Annotated in this window: 22 protein-coding genes; 15 read left to right on the forward strand and 7 right to left on the reverse strand. The window is 73.3% G+C overall.

Going from position 1 to position 18481, the window contains the following annotated elements:
- Positions 1-258: 258 nt before the first annotated feature.
- On the reverse strand, positions 259-1626 hold the full coding sequence (locus tag AC230_RS29240) for an SGNH/GDSL hydrolase family protein (RefSeq protein ID WP_049719335.1): 1368 nt from the start codon (positions 1624-1626) through the stop codon (positions 259-261).
- Between the two features lie 224 nt (positions 1627-1850).
- On the opposite strand from AC230_RS29240, the gene AC230_RS29245 reads away from it, so the two are divergent.
- The 7 genes from AC230_RS29245 (at position 1851) to AC230_RS29275 (ending at position 7365) form a co-directional block, all read left to right on the forward strand.
- Complete coding sequence (locus AC230_RS29245) at positions 1851-3119, forward strand: DUF445 domain-containing protein (protein WP_241833398.1); 1269 nt, start codon at positions 1851-1853, stop codon at positions 3117-3119.
- Positions 3120-3309: 190 nt separating this feature from the next.
- Complete coding sequence (locus AC230_RS29250) at positions 3310-3507, forward strand: DUF3311 domain-containing protein (protein WP_049719337.1); 198 nt, start codon at positions 3310-3312, stop codon at positions 3505-3507.
- The gene (locus tag AC230_RS29255; RefSeq protein WP_049719338.1) at positions 3504-5018 is read left to right on the forward strand and encodes a sodium:solute symporter family protein; all 1515 of its coding nucleotides are present in this window, start codon (positions 3504-3506) and stop codon (positions 5016-5018) included. Before AC230_RS29250 ends, AC230_RS29255 begins: the two co-directional genes overlap by 4 nt.
- Positions 5019-5058: 40 nt before the next feature.
- Complete coding sequence (locus tag AC230_RS29260; protein WP_049719339.1) at positions 5059-5376, forward strand: DUF6412 domain-containing protein; 318 nt, start codon at positions 5059-5061, stop codon at positions 5374-5376.
- A gap of 10 nt (positions 5377-5386) precedes the next feature.
- A complete protein-coding gene (locus tag AC230_RS29265; protein ID WP_078871660.1) occupies positions 5387-5845 on the forward strand; it encodes a YidC/Oxa1 family membrane protein insertase in 459 nt (152 codons plus the stop codon).
- A gap of 116 nt (positions 5846-5961) precedes the next feature.
- The gene (locus AC230_RS29270) at positions 5962-6819 is read left to right on the forward strand and encodes a fumarylacetoacetate hydrolase family protein (protein ID WP_049719340.1); all 858 of its coding nucleotides are present in this window, start codon (positions 5962-5964) and stop codon (positions 6817-6819) included.
- Positions 6820-6915: 96 nt separating this feature from the next.
- Positions 6916-7365 (forward strand): hypothetical protein, encoded by a 450-nt coding sequence (locus AC230_RS29275; RefSeq protein ID WP_049719341.1) that lies wholly within the window; start codon positions 6916-6918, stop codon positions 7363-7365.
- Here AC230_RS29275 and AC230_RS29280 read toward each other — a convergent pair.
- From AC230_RS29280 to AC230_RS29295, 5 genes are all read right to left on the reverse strand, one after another.
- Positions 7362-7946: an LppA family lipoprotein gene (locus AC230_RS29280; protein WP_241833399.1), complete on the reverse strand. Its 585-nt coding sequence runs from the start codon at positions 7944-7946 to the stop codon at positions 7362-7364. The two genes, AC230_RS29275 and AC230_RS29280, sit on opposite strands and share 4 nt — an antisense overlap.
- Positions 7943-9685 carry an alpha/beta hydrolase gene (locus AC230_RS29285; RefSeq protein ID WP_049719342.1) on the reverse strand — a complete coding sequence of 581 codons (1743 nt, stop codon included), beginning with the start codon at positions 9683-9685 and terminating at the stop codon, positions 7943-7945. Before AC230_RS29285 ends, AC230_RS29280 begins: the two co-directional genes overlap by 4 nt.
- Positions 9686-9707: 22 nt before the next feature.
- Positions 9708-10103, reverse strand: coding sequence for a hypothetical protein (locus tag AC230_RS29290; RefSeq protein ID WP_078871661.1), 396 nt, complete (start codon positions 10101-10103; stop codon positions 9708-9710).
- Between the two features lie 178 nt (positions 10104-10281).
- Positions 10282-10482: a DUF397 domain-containing protein gene (locus AC230_RS31675; RefSeq protein ID WP_078871662.1), complete on the reverse strand. Its 201-nt coding sequence runs from the start codon at positions 10480-10482 to the stop codon at positions 10282-10284.
- A 15-nt stretch (positions 10483-10497) separates the two neighbouring features.
- Positions 10498-11385: a helix-turn-helix domain-containing protein gene (locus AC230_RS29295; protein WP_049719343.1), complete on the reverse strand. Its 888-nt coding sequence runs from the start codon at positions 11383-11385 to the stop codon at positions 10498-10500.
- A gap of 158 nt (positions 11386-11543) precedes the next feature.
- Here AC230_RS29295 and AC230_RS29300 point away from each other — a divergent pair, with 158 nt between their 5' ends.
- Complete coding sequence (locus AC230_RS29300) at positions 11544-11873, forward strand: hypothetical protein (RefSeq protein ID WP_049719344.1); 330 nt, start codon at positions 11544-11546, stop codon at positions 11871-11873.
- A 19-nt stretch (positions 11874-11892) separates the two neighbouring features.
- On the forward strand, positions 11893-12312 hold the full coding sequence (locus tag AC230_RS29305) for a hypothetical protein (protein WP_157868684.1): 420 nt from the start codon (positions 11893-11895) through the stop codon (positions 12310-12312).
- A 16-nt stretch (positions 12313-12328) separates the two neighbouring features.
- Here AC230_RS29305 and AC230_RS29310 read toward each other — a convergent pair whose 3' ends face one another.
- Positions 12329-13408, reverse strand: a complete 1080-nt coding sequence (locus AC230_RS29310; RefSeq protein ID WP_049719346.1) for a Gfo/Idh/MocA family oxidoreductase — start codon at positions 13406-13408, stop codon at positions 12329-12331.
- A gap of 185 nt (positions 13409-13593) precedes the next feature.
- On the opposite strand from AC230_RS29310, the gene AC230_RS29315 reads away from it, so the two are divergent.
- The 6 genes from AC230_RS29315 to AC230_RS29340 all read left to right on the forward strand — a co-directional run bounded on the left by AC230_RS29315 (position 13594) and on the right by AC230_RS29340 (position 18423).
- A complete protein-coding gene (locus AC230_RS29315; RefSeq protein ID WP_049719347.1) occupies positions 13594-13905 on the forward strand; it encodes a hypothetical protein in 312 nt (103 codons plus the stop codon).
- A 113-nt stretch (positions 13906-14018) separates the two neighbouring features.
- Positions 14019-14876 (forward strand): hypothetical protein, encoded by an 858-nt coding sequence (locus tag AC230_RS29320; RefSeq protein WP_053161415.1) that lies wholly within the window; start codon positions 14019-14021, stop codon positions 14874-14876.
- A 95-nt stretch (positions 14877-14971) separates the two neighbouring features.
- Positions 14972-15751 (forward strand): HAD-IIA family hydrolase, encoded by a 780-nt coding sequence (locus AC230_RS29325; RefSeq protein WP_049719348.1) that lies wholly within the window; start codon positions 14972-14974, stop codon positions 15749-15751.
- Positions 15752-15921: 170 nt separating this feature from the next.
- On the forward strand, positions 15922-16521 hold the full coding sequence (locus tag AC230_RS29330; RefSeq protein ID WP_049719349.1) for a hypothetical protein: 600 nt from the start codon (positions 15922-15924) through the stop codon (positions 16519-16521).
- Between the two features lie 13 nt (positions 16522-16534).
- Positions 16535-17197, forward strand: coding sequence for a class F sortase (locus AC230_RS29335; protein ID WP_049719350.1), 663 nt, complete (start codon positions 16535-16537; stop codon positions 17195-17197).
- Positions 17198-17361: 164 nt separating this feature from the next.
- Entirely contained in the window at positions 17362-18423 is a 1062-nt protein-coding gene (locus AC230_RS29340) for a glycoside hydrolase family 6 protein (protein ID WP_049719351.1), read from the forward strand.
- Positions 18424-18481: the final 58 nt, after the last annotated feature.

Here is an 18481-nt window from a genome sequence, read left to right on the forward strand (position 1 = left end):
TCGGGGCGTGCCCGGGAGTGGGGCCCGGGGGCGGCCCCGAAGCGCTGGCGGTGTCAGCCGGGCGCGGCCCCGGGCGGGGTCCGTCGGGCCGAGCCCAGGAACGGGGCCCGGCGCAGCCCCGAAGCGGAGGCGGGGGCCAGGGGGGCAGCCCCCGGTGGGGGGCGGGGGCGGAGCCCCGCTCCACCGCGCGGCAGCGCGGTGCCGGGCCGAGGGGCGGAGCCCCGGAGAAATGGTGAAAGGGCGGGGCTGGGGCGGGACTCACAAGCCGGGCCCCACCCGCAAGGAACCCCCCAGCACCCCCAGATCCACCGCCCCCGCCATCCTCCGGTATCCCGCGTCGTTCGGGTGCAGCCGGTCCCCGCTGTCGTAGGCGGGCAGCAGGCGCTGCGGGTCGGCCGGATCCCGCAGTACCCGGTCGAAGTCCACGACGGAGTCGAACACCCGCCCGGCGCGGATCTCCGCGTTCACCGCCAGCCGCACCGTCTCCTGCCGGGGGACGACCCCGAGATGCCCGCCGAAGGGGGTCAGCGTCGAGCCGAGGACGGGGAGGCCGTGCTCGTGCGCCCGGGCGACCAGCTGCCGCAGCCCGGCGACGATCCGCCGGGGATCGAGCTGCTGCGGCCGCCGCAGGATGTCGTTGACGCCGAGCTCGATCACGACGGCCCGCACCCCCGTGCGGCCGAGCACGTCGCGGTCGAAACGATCCAGCGCGCTGGGGTTGTTGGCCGGGGACCGCCCCCGGTTGCTGAGCAGGATGCGGTTGCCGCTGATGCCCTCGTTGAGGACGCCGTAGCGCGGCGCACCGGGCTCCTCGCGCAGCCGGGCCGCGAGGTGGTCGGTCCACCGCTGGTCCGCGCCGACGGTCGAGGTGACGCCGTCGGTGATGGAGTCGCCGAGGGCGACGACGGAGCCGGCCGCCTCGGTGCCCCGGACGTCGACGGCGGTGACGTAGCGCCAGTACGCCGTCCGGGTCGTGTAGCGCGCCCCGTCCCCGTCCTCCGTCCGGTCGCCGCGGGCGAGCCAGGAGAGCTGCCGCGCGTGCGGGTGCAGCGTCACCGGCCCGGAGGGGACGGCCGAGAAGACGGTCACGAGGAGGCCCGACGCCGGGGCGACCGGCAGCGGCACCGGGTCGCTGACGGTCGCCCGCCCGGCGGGCACGACGGTGGCGGGGCGGCCGCCGAAGGTCAGCCGGCGCATGGAGCCGGGCGCGGCGGCGGCCGCCCCCGGCCGGGCGGCGACGGCGACGGAGGCGTGACCGATGTGCAGCGGCCGGTTGCCGAAGAGATTGGAGAGCTGCACGCGCACCCCGGTGCCGCCGACGCTGGTGTGGACGACGTTGCGGACGGACGTGCCGGCGAGCCCGCGCCGGCCGGTGCGGGGCTCGGCCGCGGCCGGCGCGGCGGCCCAGGTGCCCGTCCAGGTGCCGGCGGGGGCCGGGGGCGGGGACGCCCCCTTCGTCCGGACGGACGCGAGGGGCCCGCCGACGCGTCCGCCCGCCGCCCCGGCCGTCCCCGTGGTCCCCGCGGACGTCCCGAGCAGGATCGCCGTCGAGACCAGCGTCACGACGGCGGCCAGCGCGGCGACCGCGGCGAGCACGGTGCCGCGGGACTGCGGGGGCCTGGTCATCGCGGAGGACTCCTGGGACGGACGATCAGCGGGTTTCATGATCCCACGGGGTGCCGGGGAGGACCGGGGAAGGCGGGGAGGCCGGGATCGCCGGCCGGCGGGGCACTGGACAAGACGGGGGAACCTCAGGGGCGTTCCCCGAGTCGTCCCCGGGGGCCCCGCGGCGACAATGGGCCTTCCCGACGAGTCCGGCGAAAGGGAGACGGCGTGGACGGGTGGTACGGATGACCGGCTTCATCTACAGCGAGGCGGACGCCCTCAAACGCCGCGGCGTGCGCCGGATGAAGGCCATCGCCACCGGGCTCCTCCTCGCCGTCGCCCTCGTCTACGCCCTCGCCAAGTGGGCGCAGTCGTCCGGCGCGGGCGCCTGGGCGGGCTACGTGGCGGCCGCCGCGGAGGCGGGCATGGTCGGCGCGCTCGCCGACTGGTTCGCGGTCACCGCGCTCTTCCGCCGGCCGCTCGGCCTCCCCATCCCGCACACGGCGATCATCCCGACCAAGAAGGACCAGCTCGGCCGGAGCCTCGGCGAGTTCGTGGGGGAGAACTTCCTCTCCGGCGACGTCGTACGGCGCCGGCTGCGCGCCGTCGGCATCGGCACCCGGCTGGCCGCCTGGCTGGCCCGGCCCGAGCACGCCGACCGGGTGACGGCCGAGCTCGCGACCGCGCTGCGCGGCGCCCTGCGGGTGCTGCGCGACGCGGACGTCCAGGCGGTGGTCGGCGAGGCCGTCACCCGGCGCGCGGACGCGCAGGAGGTCGCGCCGGGGCTTGGCCGGATGCTGGAGCGGATCGTCGCCGACGGCGGTCACCACAAGGTCGTGGACCTGGTGTGCGTCCGCGCCCGCGACTGGCTGGTGACCCACGGGGACTCCGTGATGCAGGCGGTCTCCGGCGGCGCCCCCGGCTGGACGCCGCGCTTCGTGGACCGCAAGGTCGGCGAGCGCGTCTACAAGGAGCTGCTGCGCTTCGTCACCGAGATGCGGGACATGCCGGAGCACCCGGCGCGGGGCGCGGTCGACCGCTTCCTCGCGGACTTCGCCCGCGACCTCCGGACCGACCCCGACACGCGGGCCCGCGTCGAGCGGCTGAAGTCCGAGGTCCTCGGGCGCGGCGAGGTCCAGGACCTGATCGCCTCCGCCTGGGGCTCCGTCCGGGCGATGGTCGTCGCCGCCGCCGAGGACGAGCGCAGCGAACTGCGCGTCCGCGCGCGCTCCGCGATCCTCTCGCTGGGCGCCCGGATGTCCTCGGACGAGGCGCTGCGGGCGAAGGTGGACGGCTGGCTGGAGGACGCGGCCGTGCACGTGGTGACGACGTACCGGGACGAGATCACGTCCCTGATCACCGAGACGGTGGCGGGCTGGGACGCGGAGCAGACCTCCCGCAAGATCGAGGCCCACATCGGGCGGGACCTGCAGTTCATCCGCATCAACGGCACGGTGGTGGGTGCGTTGGCGGGGCTGCTGATCTATACGGCGTCGCGGCTGGTGGGGGCGTAGCCGATGCGGAGGGTCCGGCCTTCGTGGGGCGCTCCGGGGGCCGGGCGCCGTAGCCCCCGGCGGGGTGCAGGGGCGGAGGCCCGCCGACCGCCCGGAGGGCGGTCCGGGTGCGGGGCCGGGCCCCGGGAAACGGGGAAAGGGCGGGGTGGGGGAAGAGAACCCGCGGCACCCGCGACCTAGGGTTGCCCCCGTGCTGAAACGTCCCGCCCTCCTGTGGCTCCTGCTCCCCTACGTGCTCTACCTCGGAGCCCTCCCCCTGGTGGACCGCGTCCACCCGACCGTCCTCGGGCTGCCGTTCCTCTTCTTCTGGCTGCTGCTGGCGACCCTCCTCACCCCGGCCGGCGTGCACCTGGCCCGCCGGAGCGACCGGAAGAGAGGCCGCGCATGAGCGGCGACTCCGCCGTCGCGACGGCGGTCTTCGGCGGGTTCATGGTGCTCACCGTCGCCCTCGGCCTGCTGGCCGTCCGCGGCCGGGGCGCCGGCGGCGGCATCACCGAGTGGTCCGTCGGCGGCCGCAGCCTCGGCACGGTGATGATCTGGGTGCTGATGGCCGGCGAGGGCTACACCAGCTTCAGCTATCTGGGCGCGGCGGGCTGGGGCTACAACTTCGGCGCCCCGGTCCTCTACGTCATCGCCTACCTCTCCTGCGGCTACGCGATCGGCTACGTCGTCGGACCGACCCTGTGGTCGTACGCCCGCGAGCACGGCCTCGTCTCGATCACCGACATGGTCGCCCACCGCTACGGAAGGCCCTGGCTCGGCGCCCTCGTCGCCGTGCTCGCGACCGTCTGCCTCCTGCCGTACATCCAGCTCCAGATCACCGGCATGGGCGTCGTCGTCTCGACGATCTCCTACGGCGCGATCAGCCTCGACTGGGCCTACTTCATCGCCTTCGCCGTCACCACGGCCTTCGTCGTCGTCAGCGGGCTGCGCGGCAGCGCGTGGGTCTCCGTCCTCAAGGACGTCCTCGTCATCGGCACGCTCGCGTTCCTCGCGGTCTACGTCCCGGTGCACTACTTCGACGGCTACGGCCCGTTCCTCGACCGCCTGGTGGCGGAGAAGCCGCAGTGGCTGACGCTGAGCGGCCACGGCGGCAGCGGCCTCGGCGGCACGTGGTTCGCGACGACGAGCTTCCTCAACTCGCTCACCGTCGTCATCTTCCCGACCACCGTGGCCGGTTACCTCGGCGCCCGCAGCGCCGACGCCCTGCGCCGCAACGCGGTCCTGCTGCCGTTCTACAACGTGCTGCTGTTCGTGCCCATGCTGCTGGGCCTGGCGGCCCTCTTCGTCGTCCCGGGCCTCACGGGCGCGGGCTCCAACCTGGCCCTGTTCAAGCTGGTCGTGGATTCGCTCCCGGCCTGGCTGGTCGGCCTCGTGGGCGTGGCGGCCGCGCTGTCGTCCATCGTGCCGATGGCCGTCTTCATGCTGGTCATCGGCACGATGTGGGGCAGGAGCGTGCTCGGCCTCGTCCCCGCGCTGCACGGCCGCCCCCGGCGGCAGCGCTTCGCGGCGCAGACCGTGGTCGTCGCGGCCGGCACCCTGGCGCTGGCCCTGACGTACGCGGCGCCCAACACGCTCGTCCGGCTCTCCCTCATCTCCTACGAGGGCATGGCCCAGCTCGTCCCCATGATTCTTCTGGGCCTGGTGTGGCGGAAGTTGACCCTATGGGGCGCACTGAGCGGCCTCGCCGTGGGCGGCGTCCTGGTCTGCGCGCTCGTCTTCAACGGCCACGACCCGCTGTGGGGCGTCAACGCGGGCGCGCTCGCCCTCGGCGCCAACCTCGTGGTCGCGCTCGCGGTGTCCCTGCTGGGCCCGAAACCGGCGGACGACCGGCCGGACGCCGAGGTGTTGGCCCACGACCCGCCCCCGGCCGACCCCGCTGTCAGTGGCCGCGCCTAATATCGGAACGACCGACCGGAGAGGGGGGGGAGAGGACACGATGAACGCCGTGGTGCAGCGCACGCACGTCGCCGTGCTCCTCGCCCTCCTCGCCGAACTCCTGCTCGCGCAGAGCGGCTTGCCGGGCGTCCTGATGAGCGCGGTCGCCATCGCCTCGACGGCCACCGTCGGCGCGGCCCTGGCCCTGTGCGCCGCCCTCGTCCCCGCCCCCGGCACGGGCCCGCTCACCCCGACCCGCATACGCACCGCCCTCCGCGACAGGGAGCTGCGCACCGCCTTCCTCGCCCGGTGCGACCCCGACGCCCGGGGCCGGCGCAGGCCCAGGGCACCCGGCCGTCCCCTCCCGACGGCCGCGTAGGAGCGCCGAGCTGCACCGGGAGGAGGGCGTCTCCCCGGTGGCGGGCTGCCTTCCCACGCTCGTCCAACTGCCCGTCTTCTCCGTGATGTACCACCTGTTCTCCGCCGGCTCCGGCGGCGGGCTCCCCGGCCACACGCTCTTCGGCGCCCCGCTGGGCGGCCGGTGGGCCGACGCGCTGGGCGACGGCGGCCCGTTCGGCGCCCACGGGCTGGTGTACGCGGGCCTGTTCGCCGTCGTCGCCGCCGTGGCCACCTGGACGTACCGGCGCGCCCGCGCGGCGGCCGCCGCCCTTGGCCCGGCCGGCGAGGAGCGGCCGCCCGGCGTGGCCGCCGTGGCCCGGATCGCCCCGCTGCTGTCCTTCGGCACGCTGGTCACGGTCGCGGTCGTGCCGCTCGCGGCCGGGCTGTACGTGGTGACGACGACCCTGTGGTCGGCGGTGGAACGCGCGTACCTCCACCGTCCGGCCTGAGCACCCTCCACAGACCGAAACGGCTCTTGCCGATCACCCGCCGGTTCCTGGACGATCAGTCGGTTGGGCCGTACGCACGGACGCGAAGTCTGCCGAGACCCGGAGGGTTCGAACCGATGAAGCTGCTCCGAGTCGGCCCGGCGGGGGCGGAACGCCCGGCACTGCTGGACGAGGAGGGCGTCCTGCGCGACCTCTCCTCGGTCGTCCGCGACGTGGACGGCGCCCTCTTCGGCGACGCCTCCGTCCTCGACCGGGTGCGGGCCGCCCTCGGCGCCCGCATCCTGCCCCGGCTCGAACCGGCCGGGCTGCGCGTCGGTCCGCCCGTCGCCCGCATCGGCAAGATCGTCTGCGTGGGGCTCAACTACCACGGCCACGTGGCCGAGATGGGCGTCCGCAAGCCCGCCGAACCGGCGCTCTTCCTCAAGGCGCCGGACACGGTCGTCGGCCCCGAGGACACCGTCCTCATCCCGCCCGGCAGCCTCAGGACCGACTGGGAGGCCGAGCTCGCCGTCGTCCTCGGCCGCACGGCACGCCGCCTGGAGACCGACGAGGACGCCCTCGCCGCCGTCGCCGGCTACACCATCAGCAACGACGTCTCCGAACGCGCCTACCAGCTCGAACGCGGCGGCCAGTGGGACAAGGGCAAGAACTGCGAGACGTTCAACCCGCTCGGCCCCTGGCTCGTCACCGCCGACGAGATCCCCGACCCCCAGGCGCTCGCCATCCGCACCCGCGTCAACGGCCGGCTGATGCAGGATTCCACCACCGCCGACCAGATCTTCCCGGTCGCCCATCTCGTGTGCTACATCAGCCAGTTCATGACCCTCTACCCTGGGGATGTCATCAACACCGGAACTCCGGCGGGCGTCGCCCTCGGCCGGCCCGAGCCCAGGCCCTACCTCCGCTCCGGCGACCTCGTCGAACTCGAGATCGAGGGGCTGGGCGGCCAGCGGGTGCAGTTCAAGGGCGGGTGACCGACGCGGCGTGCGCGGCCGGCGGATCGGTGCGTTCGGGGGAACGGGCGCGTGTGCTGCCCGAGGGGGTCGGTTCCCGTGTGCTTATTTTCGGACATGCGGCACAGTCTTCGCCGGGCCCGGCTCCGGGCCCGTCCCACGGCCAGGGCGACCCTGGCCGCGACCGCGACGGTCCTGGCCACGACGGTCAGCGGCGCGCTGCTGCTCAGCGCCTTCACCGTCCAGGGCCCGCCGGACGAACGCGCCGCCGCGGCGCGTTGCGCGGCGGGTGCGCCGGGCGCGTGCGTCGGGGGCGCCCCCGTGGGCACCGACGACCGCGGGTACGCCGCCCCCACGGCCCTCCCCACGGACCCCTCCGCCCGCACCCGCTACCCCATCACCGTCGCACCGCTGACCGCCGTCCGCTCGTCCGGCGGCGACACCCGGCCGGGCCACAGCGGCCCGCCGATGGACGGGGACATGGCGGTCGGCGGGGGACTGGTGCTCCTGGGCTCGGGGCTGGCGCTCGCCGTGCTGTACCGGTCGCGGGCGGAGGGCGGTCCCTAGCGGGTGAGGGGTTCGGTGGACGACCAGAAGTCGGACTTCTGGTCCGGGTAAGGAACCTCCTTGCCCGCATAATTGGGGCCGTTGGGGGTGCTCTTCGGCTCCGGAACCTCGGACTTGGCGAAGCAGGGGGTGGCCACACTGAAAAACGCCTGCCCCTTGGCACCGAATACCAGCTCCATGCGGTAGTCCCCCGGGGCCGAGGCGAACAGCGCGGGGAACTCCTTGTCGGGATTGGTCCCGGTGATGGTGTAGCCCTTCTTCTTCCAGTGGCGTTCCACGAGCCCCAGGAAATTCCCGCGCCGCTGCTCGGAGATGATGGTCATGACGGTGCGGTGGCGGGAGACGTCCCCGAGCCCGGGTGAGCCGGGGCAGCCGCCGCTGATGGTTTCGTCGTGCGTCCACCGCACGGGCGGGACGATCGCGGCGAAGGTGTCGTCGAGGATCCGGTCCGCATGTTCCGCGGCCTGCCGCATGTCCATGGTCTTCTCCTGCTTCCTCTCGGTCCGCGAACCGGTCGATGACGTCCCGCAGCCTGCCAGGGCGAGGATCGCGACGCAGGCGATCACGGCGCGGGGTCTCATCGGTGCTCCTGGGTAGTGATCTTGTCGCCGTGCCCGGAAACGACGAGGGCGATGTTGTTCGCGGATTCCCGGTCCCGATCCGGGTCGAAGTATCCCGAGTGGGCCGCCATGGGATTCTTGTGGAACACCGACGGACCGTCGGCCACCTTGAACCGGTGGGCGCCGAAATCCGCGTTCGCGGGATCCGTGCCGAACCAGTTCTTCTCGTCACCGAGCAGTTCGGTGGCCGCCCAGCCTCCGAACGGGCCGAGCCCCACCGTACCAATGGTCCCGATGACCGCGTCCTTCTTGGACGGCAGCTTGGAGACCATGTCGTTCTCCGCCGCGCCCACATAGACGTGGTCCTTGCCGACCCCCAGGTCCTCGGCCTTGTCGACCCCCGTACCCGGGCTTCCCAGCAGGACGATGTCGTCGGCCGGTATCCCGCCCGGCTCCTGGCTGGCCTTGCCGACGGTCAGCGAGCCGTACGAGTGGCCGATCGCGGTGACGTGCGGGTGGTTGTTCTCGTTGGTGGCCCTGATGCCCTTGAGGAAGCTGTCATAGGCGGGGGCACCCTTCTCGGCGTTCTCCTCGCCCGCCACGTCGAAGTTCTTGAGCCACTTGTCAGGGCCCATGAGCGGTGCGTCGTAGCCGAGCCACACGATGGACGCCGTCGACTTCTCGTATCTGCGAGCGCCCTTCGCGGTCTGCATGGCCCGCTTGACGGTTCCGTCGGCGAAGTCGCCGTCGAGCTTGGTGCCGAGGCCCGGAACATAGGCGGAGACGTTCTTCGCGGTATCCGGGTTTCCGTACGACACGATGGCCCGGCCGTTGCCCTCGTCGCCGATCCCCAGCAGGAAGATCGGGCCTCCTTTGTTCTCACGGAGCTTCTCGTCGATCCCCCGCAGACCTTCGAGCTTCGTCATCGAATCCTCGTCGCCCTGCGCCTCCAACTTGCCCATGAGGGCCGGGAGGTATTCCCGGTTTGCCTGGTCGCGCACGGCGGACGGAATGCCGTCCAGGTTCCCGACCTTGTCCGGGAAGGCCGCGATGAGTTCGTCCTTCCTGTCCTGCGGGAGCTTCTTCCACCACTCCGCGTTCTCGTACGGAGACTTCTTCTTGCGGTCGTTCAGCTCCTGCGCCAGGGAACGGTTCGCGCCCTGGACGCTCTTCATGTCCGCGGCGACGTCCGCCCAGTCCGTCTTGCTCAGATCGCCGTTCGTCGTGAGCTTGCCGAGGGCGCCCGCATAGCGGCCGTCGATCTCGGCGGCCTCCCTGAGCGCGGACGCGATGTGGTCCGCTATCTCCTGCGCCTTCGCCGCGTTCGGGTCGGCCTGGAGCATGAGGCCGCCGCCCTGGGCGGGCTGCTGGAGCGCCGGCGCGGGGAGCTTGTCGAACGAGACGCGCGGGTACTCGACCGAACCGTCCGCGCCCACCGTGAACTTGCGCTGTGCCGCGTCCTCCAGCGCCAGCTTGAGCTTGCGCTGGGGCGCGGCGAGGTCCTGCGCCAGCCCGTCGAGGGCCGTCCGTATGAGGCCGCATTCGGCGTGTATGTACTGGTAGTTGTCGCTCAGCCGCTTCAGGGACTTGATCGCCGCCTGGGCGGCCTCGCCCTTCTGCGTCTCGCCCACCTTGGCGATCATTTCGCTGTCCACGCGGCGCTTCGCCGCGCTCGCCCGGTTGCTGATCGCGCCCCACGCCTTGGCGGCGTTCGTGAACTTCGAGGTGTCGAGCTTTCTGAGCTCGTCGATGGTGACCACGGTCGGCTGTTGTTCCGCTCTGCTACTTGAACGACTTCTTGGTTCCGACCTCGTTCTCGTGGAACTCGACGCCGACCTTCTTCATCTCTCCGTCGAGGTGCCCGCACAGGTCCCGGATCCCGGAGAGCCGCTCCTCCCAGCCGGGCCGCAGGGCGCCCAGGGCCTTGGCACTGGCGAAGCCGGATGTGCCGTTGCCCAGCCCCTCATGCGCGTGGCCGAGATCCGTCATCGCCGTCTGCATGTCCCGGTGCAGCTCCCCGGCGACTCCGGAGGCGGTGGTCCACGGGCCGGAGGTCGCCTTGTGCGTCCCGCCGCCGCCTCCGCCCTCGGCGGATGCCAGGACGAGCTGCCCGTCCGCGTCGTAGCGGTCCGGGTTGAAGGCCCGGTCCATGCGCTCGGAGAGTCTGGCAACCGTCATCTGTGGGCACCTCGCTGTGGCTGGGGGCATGGGCTCCTGTTGGCTGAAAGTGATCGTAAAGGGGGAGTGTCCATGCCAGCGGCGAGGATGCGACGGCAAACGACAGGCAACTGCCGTGCGGCGGGCGGTTGTTGGCGCCCTCACGCCCCGAAACCGTGCCGCGCGCACGTGGCGGATATCACCGAGAGTGTTCGGTGTCGAATGCGTCGCGCCGGAGGGCGGTGACGAAGGAGGTCCAGGTATCCGGGGGGAAGAGGCAGATGCCTCGGGTGCGGGATTTGCTGTCCCTTGCGGCTATTCGCCCGTTGGGCGAACTGCGTGTTTCGACACAGGCGCCTCCCGTGTCATTGCTGTACGAGGACTTGTGCCACTGTGACACGGTCGGTGTCCTTCCCTACCCGCGCTCAAGTTCATCGGCCATCGATGTGATCAGCTCGACGGATTGCTGGGTCGAGAGGGCCGATGCCCGGAGTCCGTCGATCGCCTTGGTGTACTGGGCGACGGAGTCATCCTCCTGCAAGCACAAGGAGCCGTCCAGGGACTCGACCAGTACGACGTCGAGGTCCAGCTGGTCCGGATAGGAAAAGAAGGTGAAGGAACCGGCGGTGTCGGTGAACGCCGTCTGTGTGAAGGGAATCACCTGGATCGTCAGGTGCGGTGGTCTGTTCACCGCCACCAGATGGCGCAGTTGTGCAGCCAGTACCTCCGCGCCGCCGTATCGCTGGTGCAGCACTCCCTCCGGGATGAGTGCCAGATATTGCACCGGGGGATCGTCCCCTGCGAGGATGCGTTTCCGCTCCATTCGTAGTTCGACGTAGAATTCCACCTCCTCCTCGGTGTATTGGGAGGTGAGACCGCCGATGATTGCCCTGGCGTAGTCGGGGGTTTGCAGGAGCCCAGGAACCACCTGTGTATGGAAGGCTGCGATCCGGGCCGCGTCCGACTCCAGGACGAGCACTTCTGAAAGTTTCGGCGAGATCATCGCGCTGTGCCGTCGCCACCAGCTTCGCTTGCTGCCCTCCGACGCCAGGGCGATCAACTGCTTGCGCACGGCGGGATCGTTGATCCGGTAGAGGTCGAACAACGCGTTGAGCTCCAGCCGCGTCACGCGATGCCGCCCCGTCTCGATCCGACTCATCTTCGTGTTGTCGCAGTGGATCGCGTTGGCCGCCTCCGTCGTGGTGACCCCCGCACCCTCCCTCGCGGCGCGGAGCGCCGCCCCCAACCGCCGCCGTCGCGCGGTGCGTTGTGCCTGTGCACCCACAAGACCCCCCTGTGCCATGACCGTGTGCAGATCCTTCCGGACTCCCGGGCCGTCCGCCACCGGAACCGGCAGACCTGCAAATTGCAGCTCTGGAAATTGGAGTTTGAAATCCCTTTCCGCTGTCGGCCATTGTGGAATTCCGGGGCCGTGGGGCGCGCCGGGGAAGGTGCGAACGCATGTACAGGAGCGGGGTGTTCGTCGTCGACGTCCGCGAGAACCGTCTCGTCCAGGTGACCGGCTGCACCGGGGACCGCGTGCAGGTGCGCAGGCCCGGTGGCGGGCTGGAATGGGAAGTCCCGCCGTCGGCGCTGCGGTTGGCGACGCGGGAGGAGCGCAACGCGGCCGGGCTGCGGCCGTACCAGACGGGGTGCGAGCGGTGCGCGGAGCTGGAGGCGGCGCGGCGTACGGCGGCGGCCGGGGATGATCCGGGGGCGTCGCGGAAGGCCACCGCCGAGGCGTTGACGCACTGGGTGATGGAGCACTGCCTGCGCGGGGAGAGGGGATGACGCGGGCAGAATGGCGGTCATGGGGGAGGACGAGGCGTGGAGTGCGTGCGTCGCCCTGGCCGACGACGCGGTCCGGCGCGAACGCGGCCTCGGGGACGGCCGGTACCGGCGGGAGCGGCTGCTCCGGCACCGGGAGCGGGGGGTGTCGCCCGCGACGGGGGAGGCGCTCGTCCGCATGCTGATCGTGCTGGGGGTGCGGGCGGTGGCCCGGGAGGGCGGGGCGGAGGGCGAACGTGCCCTGCTGGTCGGCGCCGAGCGGGCGTTGGGCGGGCGGCCCGCGCACGAACTCTTCGCCGCGCTCCGCGCGACGGGCGCCGACCGGGCCCGCGCCGACGCCCTGCGCCTGCTGCTCTACAGCGGGTCCGCGCTCACCTGGGAGCGCCTGGTCGCCGAGGCCCGCCAGGTGATCAGGCGGGCCGTGGTGGAGCGGCCGCGCTGACGGGGGGCGCGGCGCGTCACAAGGTGATCGTCCGGCCCTGCTCCGCCGACCGCTTGGCCGCCTCCAGGACGCGCAGCGTCGTCGCGGTCTCGGCCGCCGTGACGGGCGGTGCGCCGCCGTCGCGGAGGGCGCGGGCGACGGCCGCGTAGTAGGCGGGGTAGTCGCCGGGGAGCGTGGGGAAGGGTTCGCCGCCGCCGGTCAGGGGGGACTCGCCGGCGCCGAGCCGGCCCCAGGCGGGCTGCGGTTCGGCGCCCCACGGGCCGTCCCCCGGCCGCAGGCCCTCGCGGAGGGCGGCCTCCTGGGGGTCGAGGCCGTACTTGACGTACCCCGCGTCGGTGCCCAGGGCCCGGAAGCGCGGGCCGAGTTGGGCGGTGACGGCGCTCATCCACAGGTGGGAGCGGACGCCGCCGGCGTGCCGGAGGGCGATGAAGGTGTCGTCGTCCGCCTCGGCGCCCGGGCGGCGCACGTCGGACTCGGCGTAGACGGTCTCGGGCGGGCCGAAGAGGGCGACGGCCTGGTCGACCAGGTGGCTGCCCAGGTCGTAGAGGATGCCGCCGACTTCGGCCGGGTCGCCGGACTCGCGCCAGCCGCCCTTGGGGTTCGGGCGCCAGCGCTCGAAGCGGGACTCGAAGCGCAGGACGCGGCCGAGGGCCCCGTCCTCGACCAGCTTCCGGACGGTGCGGAAGTCGCCGTCCCAGCGGCGGTTCTGGAACGGGCTGAGCAGCAGGCCGCGTTCGGTGGCGAGCGCGTCCAGCGCCTCCGCCTCGGCGGCGGTCGCGGCGAGCGGCTTGTCGACGACGACCGGGAGGCCGGCCTCCAGCGCGCGGTGGGCGAGCGGGACGTGGGTGCGGTTGGGGGAGGCGACGACGACCAGGTCGAGGCCGTCGCCGGCGGCCCGGTCGAAGAGTTCGTCCGGGGAGGCGGCGATCCGGGTGCCGGGGTGCTCGGCGCGCACCTGGCGCTGTCGTTCGGGGTTGGCGGTGACGACCGTGTCGAGGGCGAGATCCGGGGTGGCGGCGATCAGCGGGGCGTGGAAGAAGGAGCCCGCTGTGCCGTATCCGATGAGGCCGACGCGGAGGGGGGTGCCGGTGTCCATGGTCGTCACTGTGGCATACGGCGCCGGGCGTTCCGGAGGCGGGGAGTCCACCTGCCGGGCGCGGGGGCGCACCCGTCCGTCACTCGTCCGAGCGAAGGGATTGCACCCTTACGGACCGATTGGTCGTCACTCGCGTTGTTCCTTGAGTGATGTCCCTTTCGTCGAGCTCGTCAAGAGGAACCGCCATGAGATCCGCCCTGGTCGCCGTCCCGGCCGCCGTCCTGCTCGTCTTCCTCACCCCCTCCCCGGCGGACGCCGTCCAGCACGGGATCAGCCGGACGTTCACCGTCCCCACGGCGCGGACCGCCACGCACACGATCTACTGTCCGGGCCGGGAGCACGTGCACAGCGGCGGGGCCCAGATCAGCCCGCCCGGCCGGAACTACATGGCCAGCACCCACCCGACGGAGGACCGGAAGGGATGGTCGGTGACCACCGCGCCGTTCCCCGGCACGCACGAGGGGCGCACCGTCACCCTTTACGCCCTGTGCGCCTGAGGCGCGCCTCCGCCCAACGGGCGGAATCCGGCGGCCGGCCGGGGGACTTCCCGCCGTGTCGGTCGTCGTCCGGCGCCGGGGCGGGGACGGGTCCGGCGACGAAAGGTTTCAGGATGCCGCTGATCCGTGTGCTGAGGACGGCCGCCGCCGGCGCTCTCGCGCTGTGCGCCCTTCCGGCCCCCGCCTCGGCCGCCGACCGGCCCCCGTGCGGTGACCCGGGCAGCCGGGACTTCCCGATCGTCTCCCGGCTGAGCGGCGGTCCCGCCGTCTACGAGCGCGGGGCCGACGGGCCGGCCTGGGAGCTGGACCTGAGGAACGTCACCGGCGTCGGGTGCCGGGCCGTGCATCCCGTCGTGGTGCTGGCGGACCGGGGGCGGGCGCTGCGGCCGCAGGACGTGCGCATGTCGTTCTACGACCGGGAGGGGGCGCGGTGGCGGCCGGTCCGCTTCGAGCGGACGGAGGAGGCGGAGAACGTCGGTGTCCTGGACGGCCGTTCGCCGGACTTCCACGGCTTCGACGTCCCCGCGCACCGGAGCGTGGTCGTGCCGCTGCGGCTGGGGTTCGCGGAGGGGGCCCCGGAGGGGACCGTCACGGCGAACGTCGCGGCCGTGCAGCGGAGGGGGGAGGACGGCGCGTGGGTCGGGGAGTCGGAGGACTACACCTTCGTGGTCGGCTCGCCGCCCGCCGGCGGCCCGGCCGTTCCCGGGCCCACGCCACGGGCGGGCCTCCCGGCCGGGGGACCGCCGCCGGTGCTGGCGGACACCGGGGTGCGGGGCGTCGGGCCGGTGGTGGTCGGGGTGCTGGCCGTGGGGTGTCTGGGGGGCGGGGTGGGACTGGTGCTGTGGGCGCGGCGGATGCGGCGTCAGGGCGCCACGGGGGGTGCGCCCCGCCGGCCGTCCCGGACCCGTGCCGCCGCGCACGCGCGGCCGGGGGCCGCCGGCGCCCGGAAGAACGCCCCGGGGGCTGACTAGGCTGGAAGGTGCCGGGGCGGCGGGCGAGCCCTGCCGTCCCGGTTCATCAGGCGCCCCCGGCCCCCGGAGGGGCAGTACCGGCAGGAGTTCCGCACGTGGCAGAGCGCAAGCCCATCGAATCCTGGCTCACCGACATGGACGGTGTGCTGATGCACGAAGGCATCCCGGTGCCGGGTGCGGACACCTTCATAAAGAAGCTCCGCGAGTCCGGCCGGCCGTTCCTCGTGCTGACCAACAACTCCATCTACACCCCGCGCGACCTGCACGCCCGCCTCCAGCGGATCGGCCTGGACGTCCCCGCGGCCAGCATCTGGACCTCGGCCCTGGCCACCGCCCAGTTCCTGGACGACCAGCGGCCCGGCGGCACCGCCTACGTCATCGGCGAGGCCGGTCTGACCACCGCGCTGCACGACGTCGGTTACGTCCTCACCGACGCCGAGCCCGACTACGTCGTGCTGGGCGAGACGCGCACGTACTCCTTCGAGGCGCTCACCAAGGCCATCCGGCTGATCAACAACGGCGCCCGGTTCATCGCCACCAACCCCGACGAGACCGGCCCGTCCGCCGAGGGCGCCCTTCCCGCCACCGGCTCCGTCGCCGCCCTGATCACCAAGGCCACCGGCCGCGAGCCCTACTTCGTCGGCAAGCCCAACCCGCTGATGATGCGCTCCGGGCTCAACATGATCGGCGCCCACTCCGAGACCAGCGCCATGATCGGCGACCGGATGGACACCGACGTCCTCGCCGGGCTGGAGGCCGGCATGGAGACCTTCCTGGTGCTCACGGGACTGACGACACCGGACGAGGTCGAGCGGTACCCCTTCCGCCCCTCGCGGGTCGTCGACTCCATCGCGGATCTCGTCGGCCTGGTGTGAGGCGGGCCCGACGCGGAAGTGATCCGGGAGCGACCCGGGGGTGACCCGGGAGTGACCCGAGCGGACGGCACGCGCATCCGGATCCGTCACCGATCGGAGTAACGGGCGCACGGAGCGGATGCGCGGCCCGTCCCCGCCGGGTGAACCTCTGAGGTGTCAGGAGGTTCACCATGGTTTCAGTCCGCTCCGCACTCTGCGGCGCGCTGACGGTGGTCGCCGTCGGTACCGCCCCTGCCCATGCCCTCGACGATCCCCCGGCCACCCGCACGGGAACGGTCGAACTCGTTCCCGTCACCAGCAGACCCGGAGCCGACGTGCAGGTGCGCGTCTCGGGGTGCGCCGGCGACCGCGCCACGGCCGTCTCGGAGGCGTTCGTGACCGATGCCCGGCTCGCCCGCGACACCACCGGCCACTTCGCCGAGGCCACCGTCCGCTCCACCACGTCCGCCGGCACCTACCCCGTCCGCGTCAGCTGCGACGGCCGCGAGGACGTCGCCGAGGGCGTGCTGACCGTCGTCCCCGACGCGGTGCCCGACGGCCGCGACGGCCACGCCGCCCTCGGACGCGAGCACGAGAACGCCCAGGACCACGAGCACGAGCGCGAGCACGGCGTCCCCGTCGCCCCCGTGCCCGCGGGCGGCGGCGGCACCGCGCCGGCCGCCGCGGCCGGCACCCCCGGCACCCCCGGGCTCGTCCTCGGCGGCGCCGGCGTCCTGATCGCCGGCGGCCTGATCTGGTACCGCCGCCGCACCGACGCCGCCCGCCGGTGAACGGCGCCCCGCCGTGGACGAAGCACGCGCCGGCGGCCGCGGCCGGCTCCTGATGGGAGCGGTCTGGGCCGCCCTGCTGTGCGCCCTGTGGCTGTGGGGACGCGCGGTCACCGAGGTGCCGTACGCCTCCTGGCCCGCCACCGGTGACCTCACCGCCGCGGGGCGCCCTCCCGTGCGCGAACTCCCGCCGCCGCACGCCCCGTTGGCCCCCGCGCCGCCCCGCCTCCTGGCCATCCGGGCCATGGGCCTCAAGGCCCCCGTCGAGGCCCACGGCCTCACCCGCGAGGGCGCCGCGGAACCCCCGCCCTACGACCGGGCCGGCGCCGTCGCCTGGTACCGGGGCGGCCCCCAGCCCGGCAGCACCGGCGCGGCCGTCCTCGTCGGCCACGTCGACACCGACCGGGCACCGGCGGTCTTCTACCGGCTCGGCGACCTGCGGCGCGGCGAGACCGTCACCGTCGACCGCGCCGACGGCACCACCGCCGAGTTCACCGTCGACGACGTCACCGTCGTCGGCAAGGACCACTTCGACCCCGGCCGGGTCTACGGGCCGCACGCCCCCGGCCGGGCCGAACTCCGCCTGATCACCTGCGGCGGCGACTACGACCACGCCCGCCGCGCCTACGACGCCAACGTGGTCGTCTCGGCCTACCTGACCGGAACCGGACCGGCGTGAACGGCCCCCGCGCCGCGCCTCCGGTGCTCCTTCAGAGCGATCCGCGGTCGTGTCATGAGATGACCGGCCCCGGCCGCGGACACGGCTGTGCCAGCATGGGGGCGACCGGTCGTTGTCCCGCGGGGCGCCAGGCGCCCACGGAAGTACACCCCAAGGGGGAGCGGATGTACGGCAGTCACACCGGCCACGCCCGTCGGGCCCGCGCGGTCCTCGCCCGGGCGGTCACCGCGGGAGCCCTGGTGCTCCTGGCCGGCTGCTCCTCCCCGGACACCGACTCCCCGGCCCCCGACGGATCCCCGCGGCCCGCCATCGCCTCCCCCTCCCAGCTCCCCCGGGCCCAGTCCCCGTACTGGGTCAACCCCGACGGGACCGCCGCCCGCCAGGCCGCCGAGCTGCGCAAGGCGGGCAAGGACCGGGACGCCGCGCTCATCGGCAGGATCGCCCAGCAGCCCGTCGCCGAGTGGATCGGCGTCGACGACCCCGAGAGCCAGACCCGCGGCTTCACCGAGGCCGCCGCCCGGGCCGACCGCGACGCGCTCCTCGTCCTCTACAACATCCCGCACCGCGACTGCGGCCAGTACTCCCAGGGCGGCGCCTCCGACGGGGACTCCTACCGCGCCTGGCTCGACCGCGCGGCCGCCGGCATCGGCGACCGCAGCGCCACGGTGATCCTGGAGCCGGACGCGCTGCCGCACATGGAGGACGGCTGTACGCCGCAGCAGTTCCACGAGGAGCGGTACGCGCTGCTGAAGGAGGCCGTCCGCAAGCTGAAGTCGCTGCCGCGCACGAAGGTGTACCTCGACGCGGGGAACCCCAACTGGATCACTCCCGCGGCCCGGATGGCCGAGCCGCTGCGGCGCGCCGGCATCGACCGCGCCGACGGCTTCGCCCTCAACGTCTCCAACTTCCAGACGACGCGCGACAGCAAGGAGTACGGGCGGGCCCTCTCCGCCCTCGTCGGCGACAAGCACTTCGTCATCGACACCAGCCGGAACGGGAACGGGCCGCTGGCCGAGTCGGGGGGCGATCACGAGAAGGCGTGGTGCAATCCGGGGGGGAGGGCGCTGGGGGAGCCGCCGACTGTTCACACGGGTGACCGGCTCGTTGACGCCTACCTCTGGATCAAGCGGCCGGGGGAGTCGGACGGGGCGTGCAAGGGGGGGCCGGATGCGGGGGAGTGGTGGACGTCGTATGCGCTGGAGTTGGCGCGTAATGCGCGGTCGTGAGGCGCGATGTGAGGATGCCCCGGACCCGCCCTTTCACCGTTGCTCGCCGCGCTGCCGC

Origin of the sequence: Streptomyces caatingaensis (assembly GCF_001187435.1) — a bacterium.
In the GTDB taxonomy this organism is placed as follows: Bacteria; Actinomycetota; Actinomycetes; order Streptomycetales; family Streptomycetaceae; genus Streptomyces; species Streptomyces caatingaensis.

Excerpts from the sequence above, each read along its gene's own strand:
- AC230_RS29240 (WP_049719335.1), bottom strand. The coding sequence starts at position 1,626 with ATGACCAGGCCCCCGCAGTCCCGCGGCACCGTGCTCGCCGCGGTCGCC.
- AC230_RS29245 (WP_241833398.1), top strand. The coding sequence starts at position 1,851 with ATGACCGGCTTCATCTACAGCGAGGCGGACGCCCTCAAACGCCGCGGC.
- AC230_RS29255 (WP_049719338.1), top strand. The coding sequence starts at position 3,504 with ATGAGCGGCGACTCCGCCGTCGCGACGGCGGTCTTCGGCGGGTTCATG.
- AC230_RS29260 (WP_049719339.1), top strand. The coding sequence starts at position 5,059 with ATGAACGCCGTGGTGCAGCGCACGCACGTCGCCGTGCTCCTCGCCCTC.
- AC230_RS29270 (WP_049719340.1), top strand. The coding sequence starts at position 5,962 with ATGAAGCTGCTCCGAGTCGGCCCGGCGGGGGCGGAACGCCCGGCACTG.
- AC230_RS29275 (WP_049719341.1), top strand. The coding sequence starts at position 6,916 with ATGCGGCACAGTCTTCGCCGGGCCCGGCTCCGGGCCCGTCCCACGGCC.
- AC230_RS29280 (WP_241833399.1), bottom strand. The coding sequence starts at position 7,946 with ATGAGACCCCGCGCCGTGATCGCCTGCGTCGCGATCCTCGCCCTGGCA.
- AC230_RS29290 (WP_078871661.1), bottom strand. The coding sequence starts at position 10,103 with ATGACGGTTGCCAGACTCTCCGAGCGCATGGACCGGGCCTTCAACCCG.
- AC230_RS29295 (WP_049719343.1), bottom strand. The coding sequence starts at position 11,385 with ATGGCACAGGGGGGTCTTGTGGGTGCACAGGCACAACGCACCGCGCGA.
- AC230_RS29300 (WP_049719344.1), top strand. The coding sequence starts at position 11,544 with ATGTACAGGAGCGGGGTGTTCGTCGTCGACGTCCGCGAGAACCGTCTC.
- AC230_RS29305 (WP_157868684.1), top strand. The coding sequence starts at position 11,893 with ATGGGGGAGGACGAGGCGTGGAGTGCGTGCGTCGCCCTGGCCGACGAC.
- AC230_RS29310 (WP_049719346.1), bottom strand. The coding sequence starts at position 13,408 with ATGGACACCGGCACCCCCCTCCGCGTCGGCCTCATCGGATACGGCACA.
- AC230_RS29315 (WP_049719347.1), top strand. The coding sequence starts at position 13,594 with ATGAGATCCGCCCTGGTCGCCGTCCCGGCCGCCGTCCTGCTCGTCTTC.
- AC230_RS29320 (WP_053161415.1), top strand. The coding sequence starts at position 14,019 with ATGCCGCTGATCCGTGTGCTGAGGACGGCCGCCGCCGGCGCTCTCGCG.
- AC230_RS29330 (WP_049719349.1), top strand. The coding sequence starts at position 15,922 with ATGGTTTCAGTCCGCTCCGCACTCTGCGGCGCGCTGACGGTGGTCGCC.
- AC230_RS29340 (WP_049719351.1), top strand. The coding sequence starts at position 17,362 with ATGTACGGCAGTCACACCGGCCACGCCCGTCGGGCCCGCGCGGTCCTC.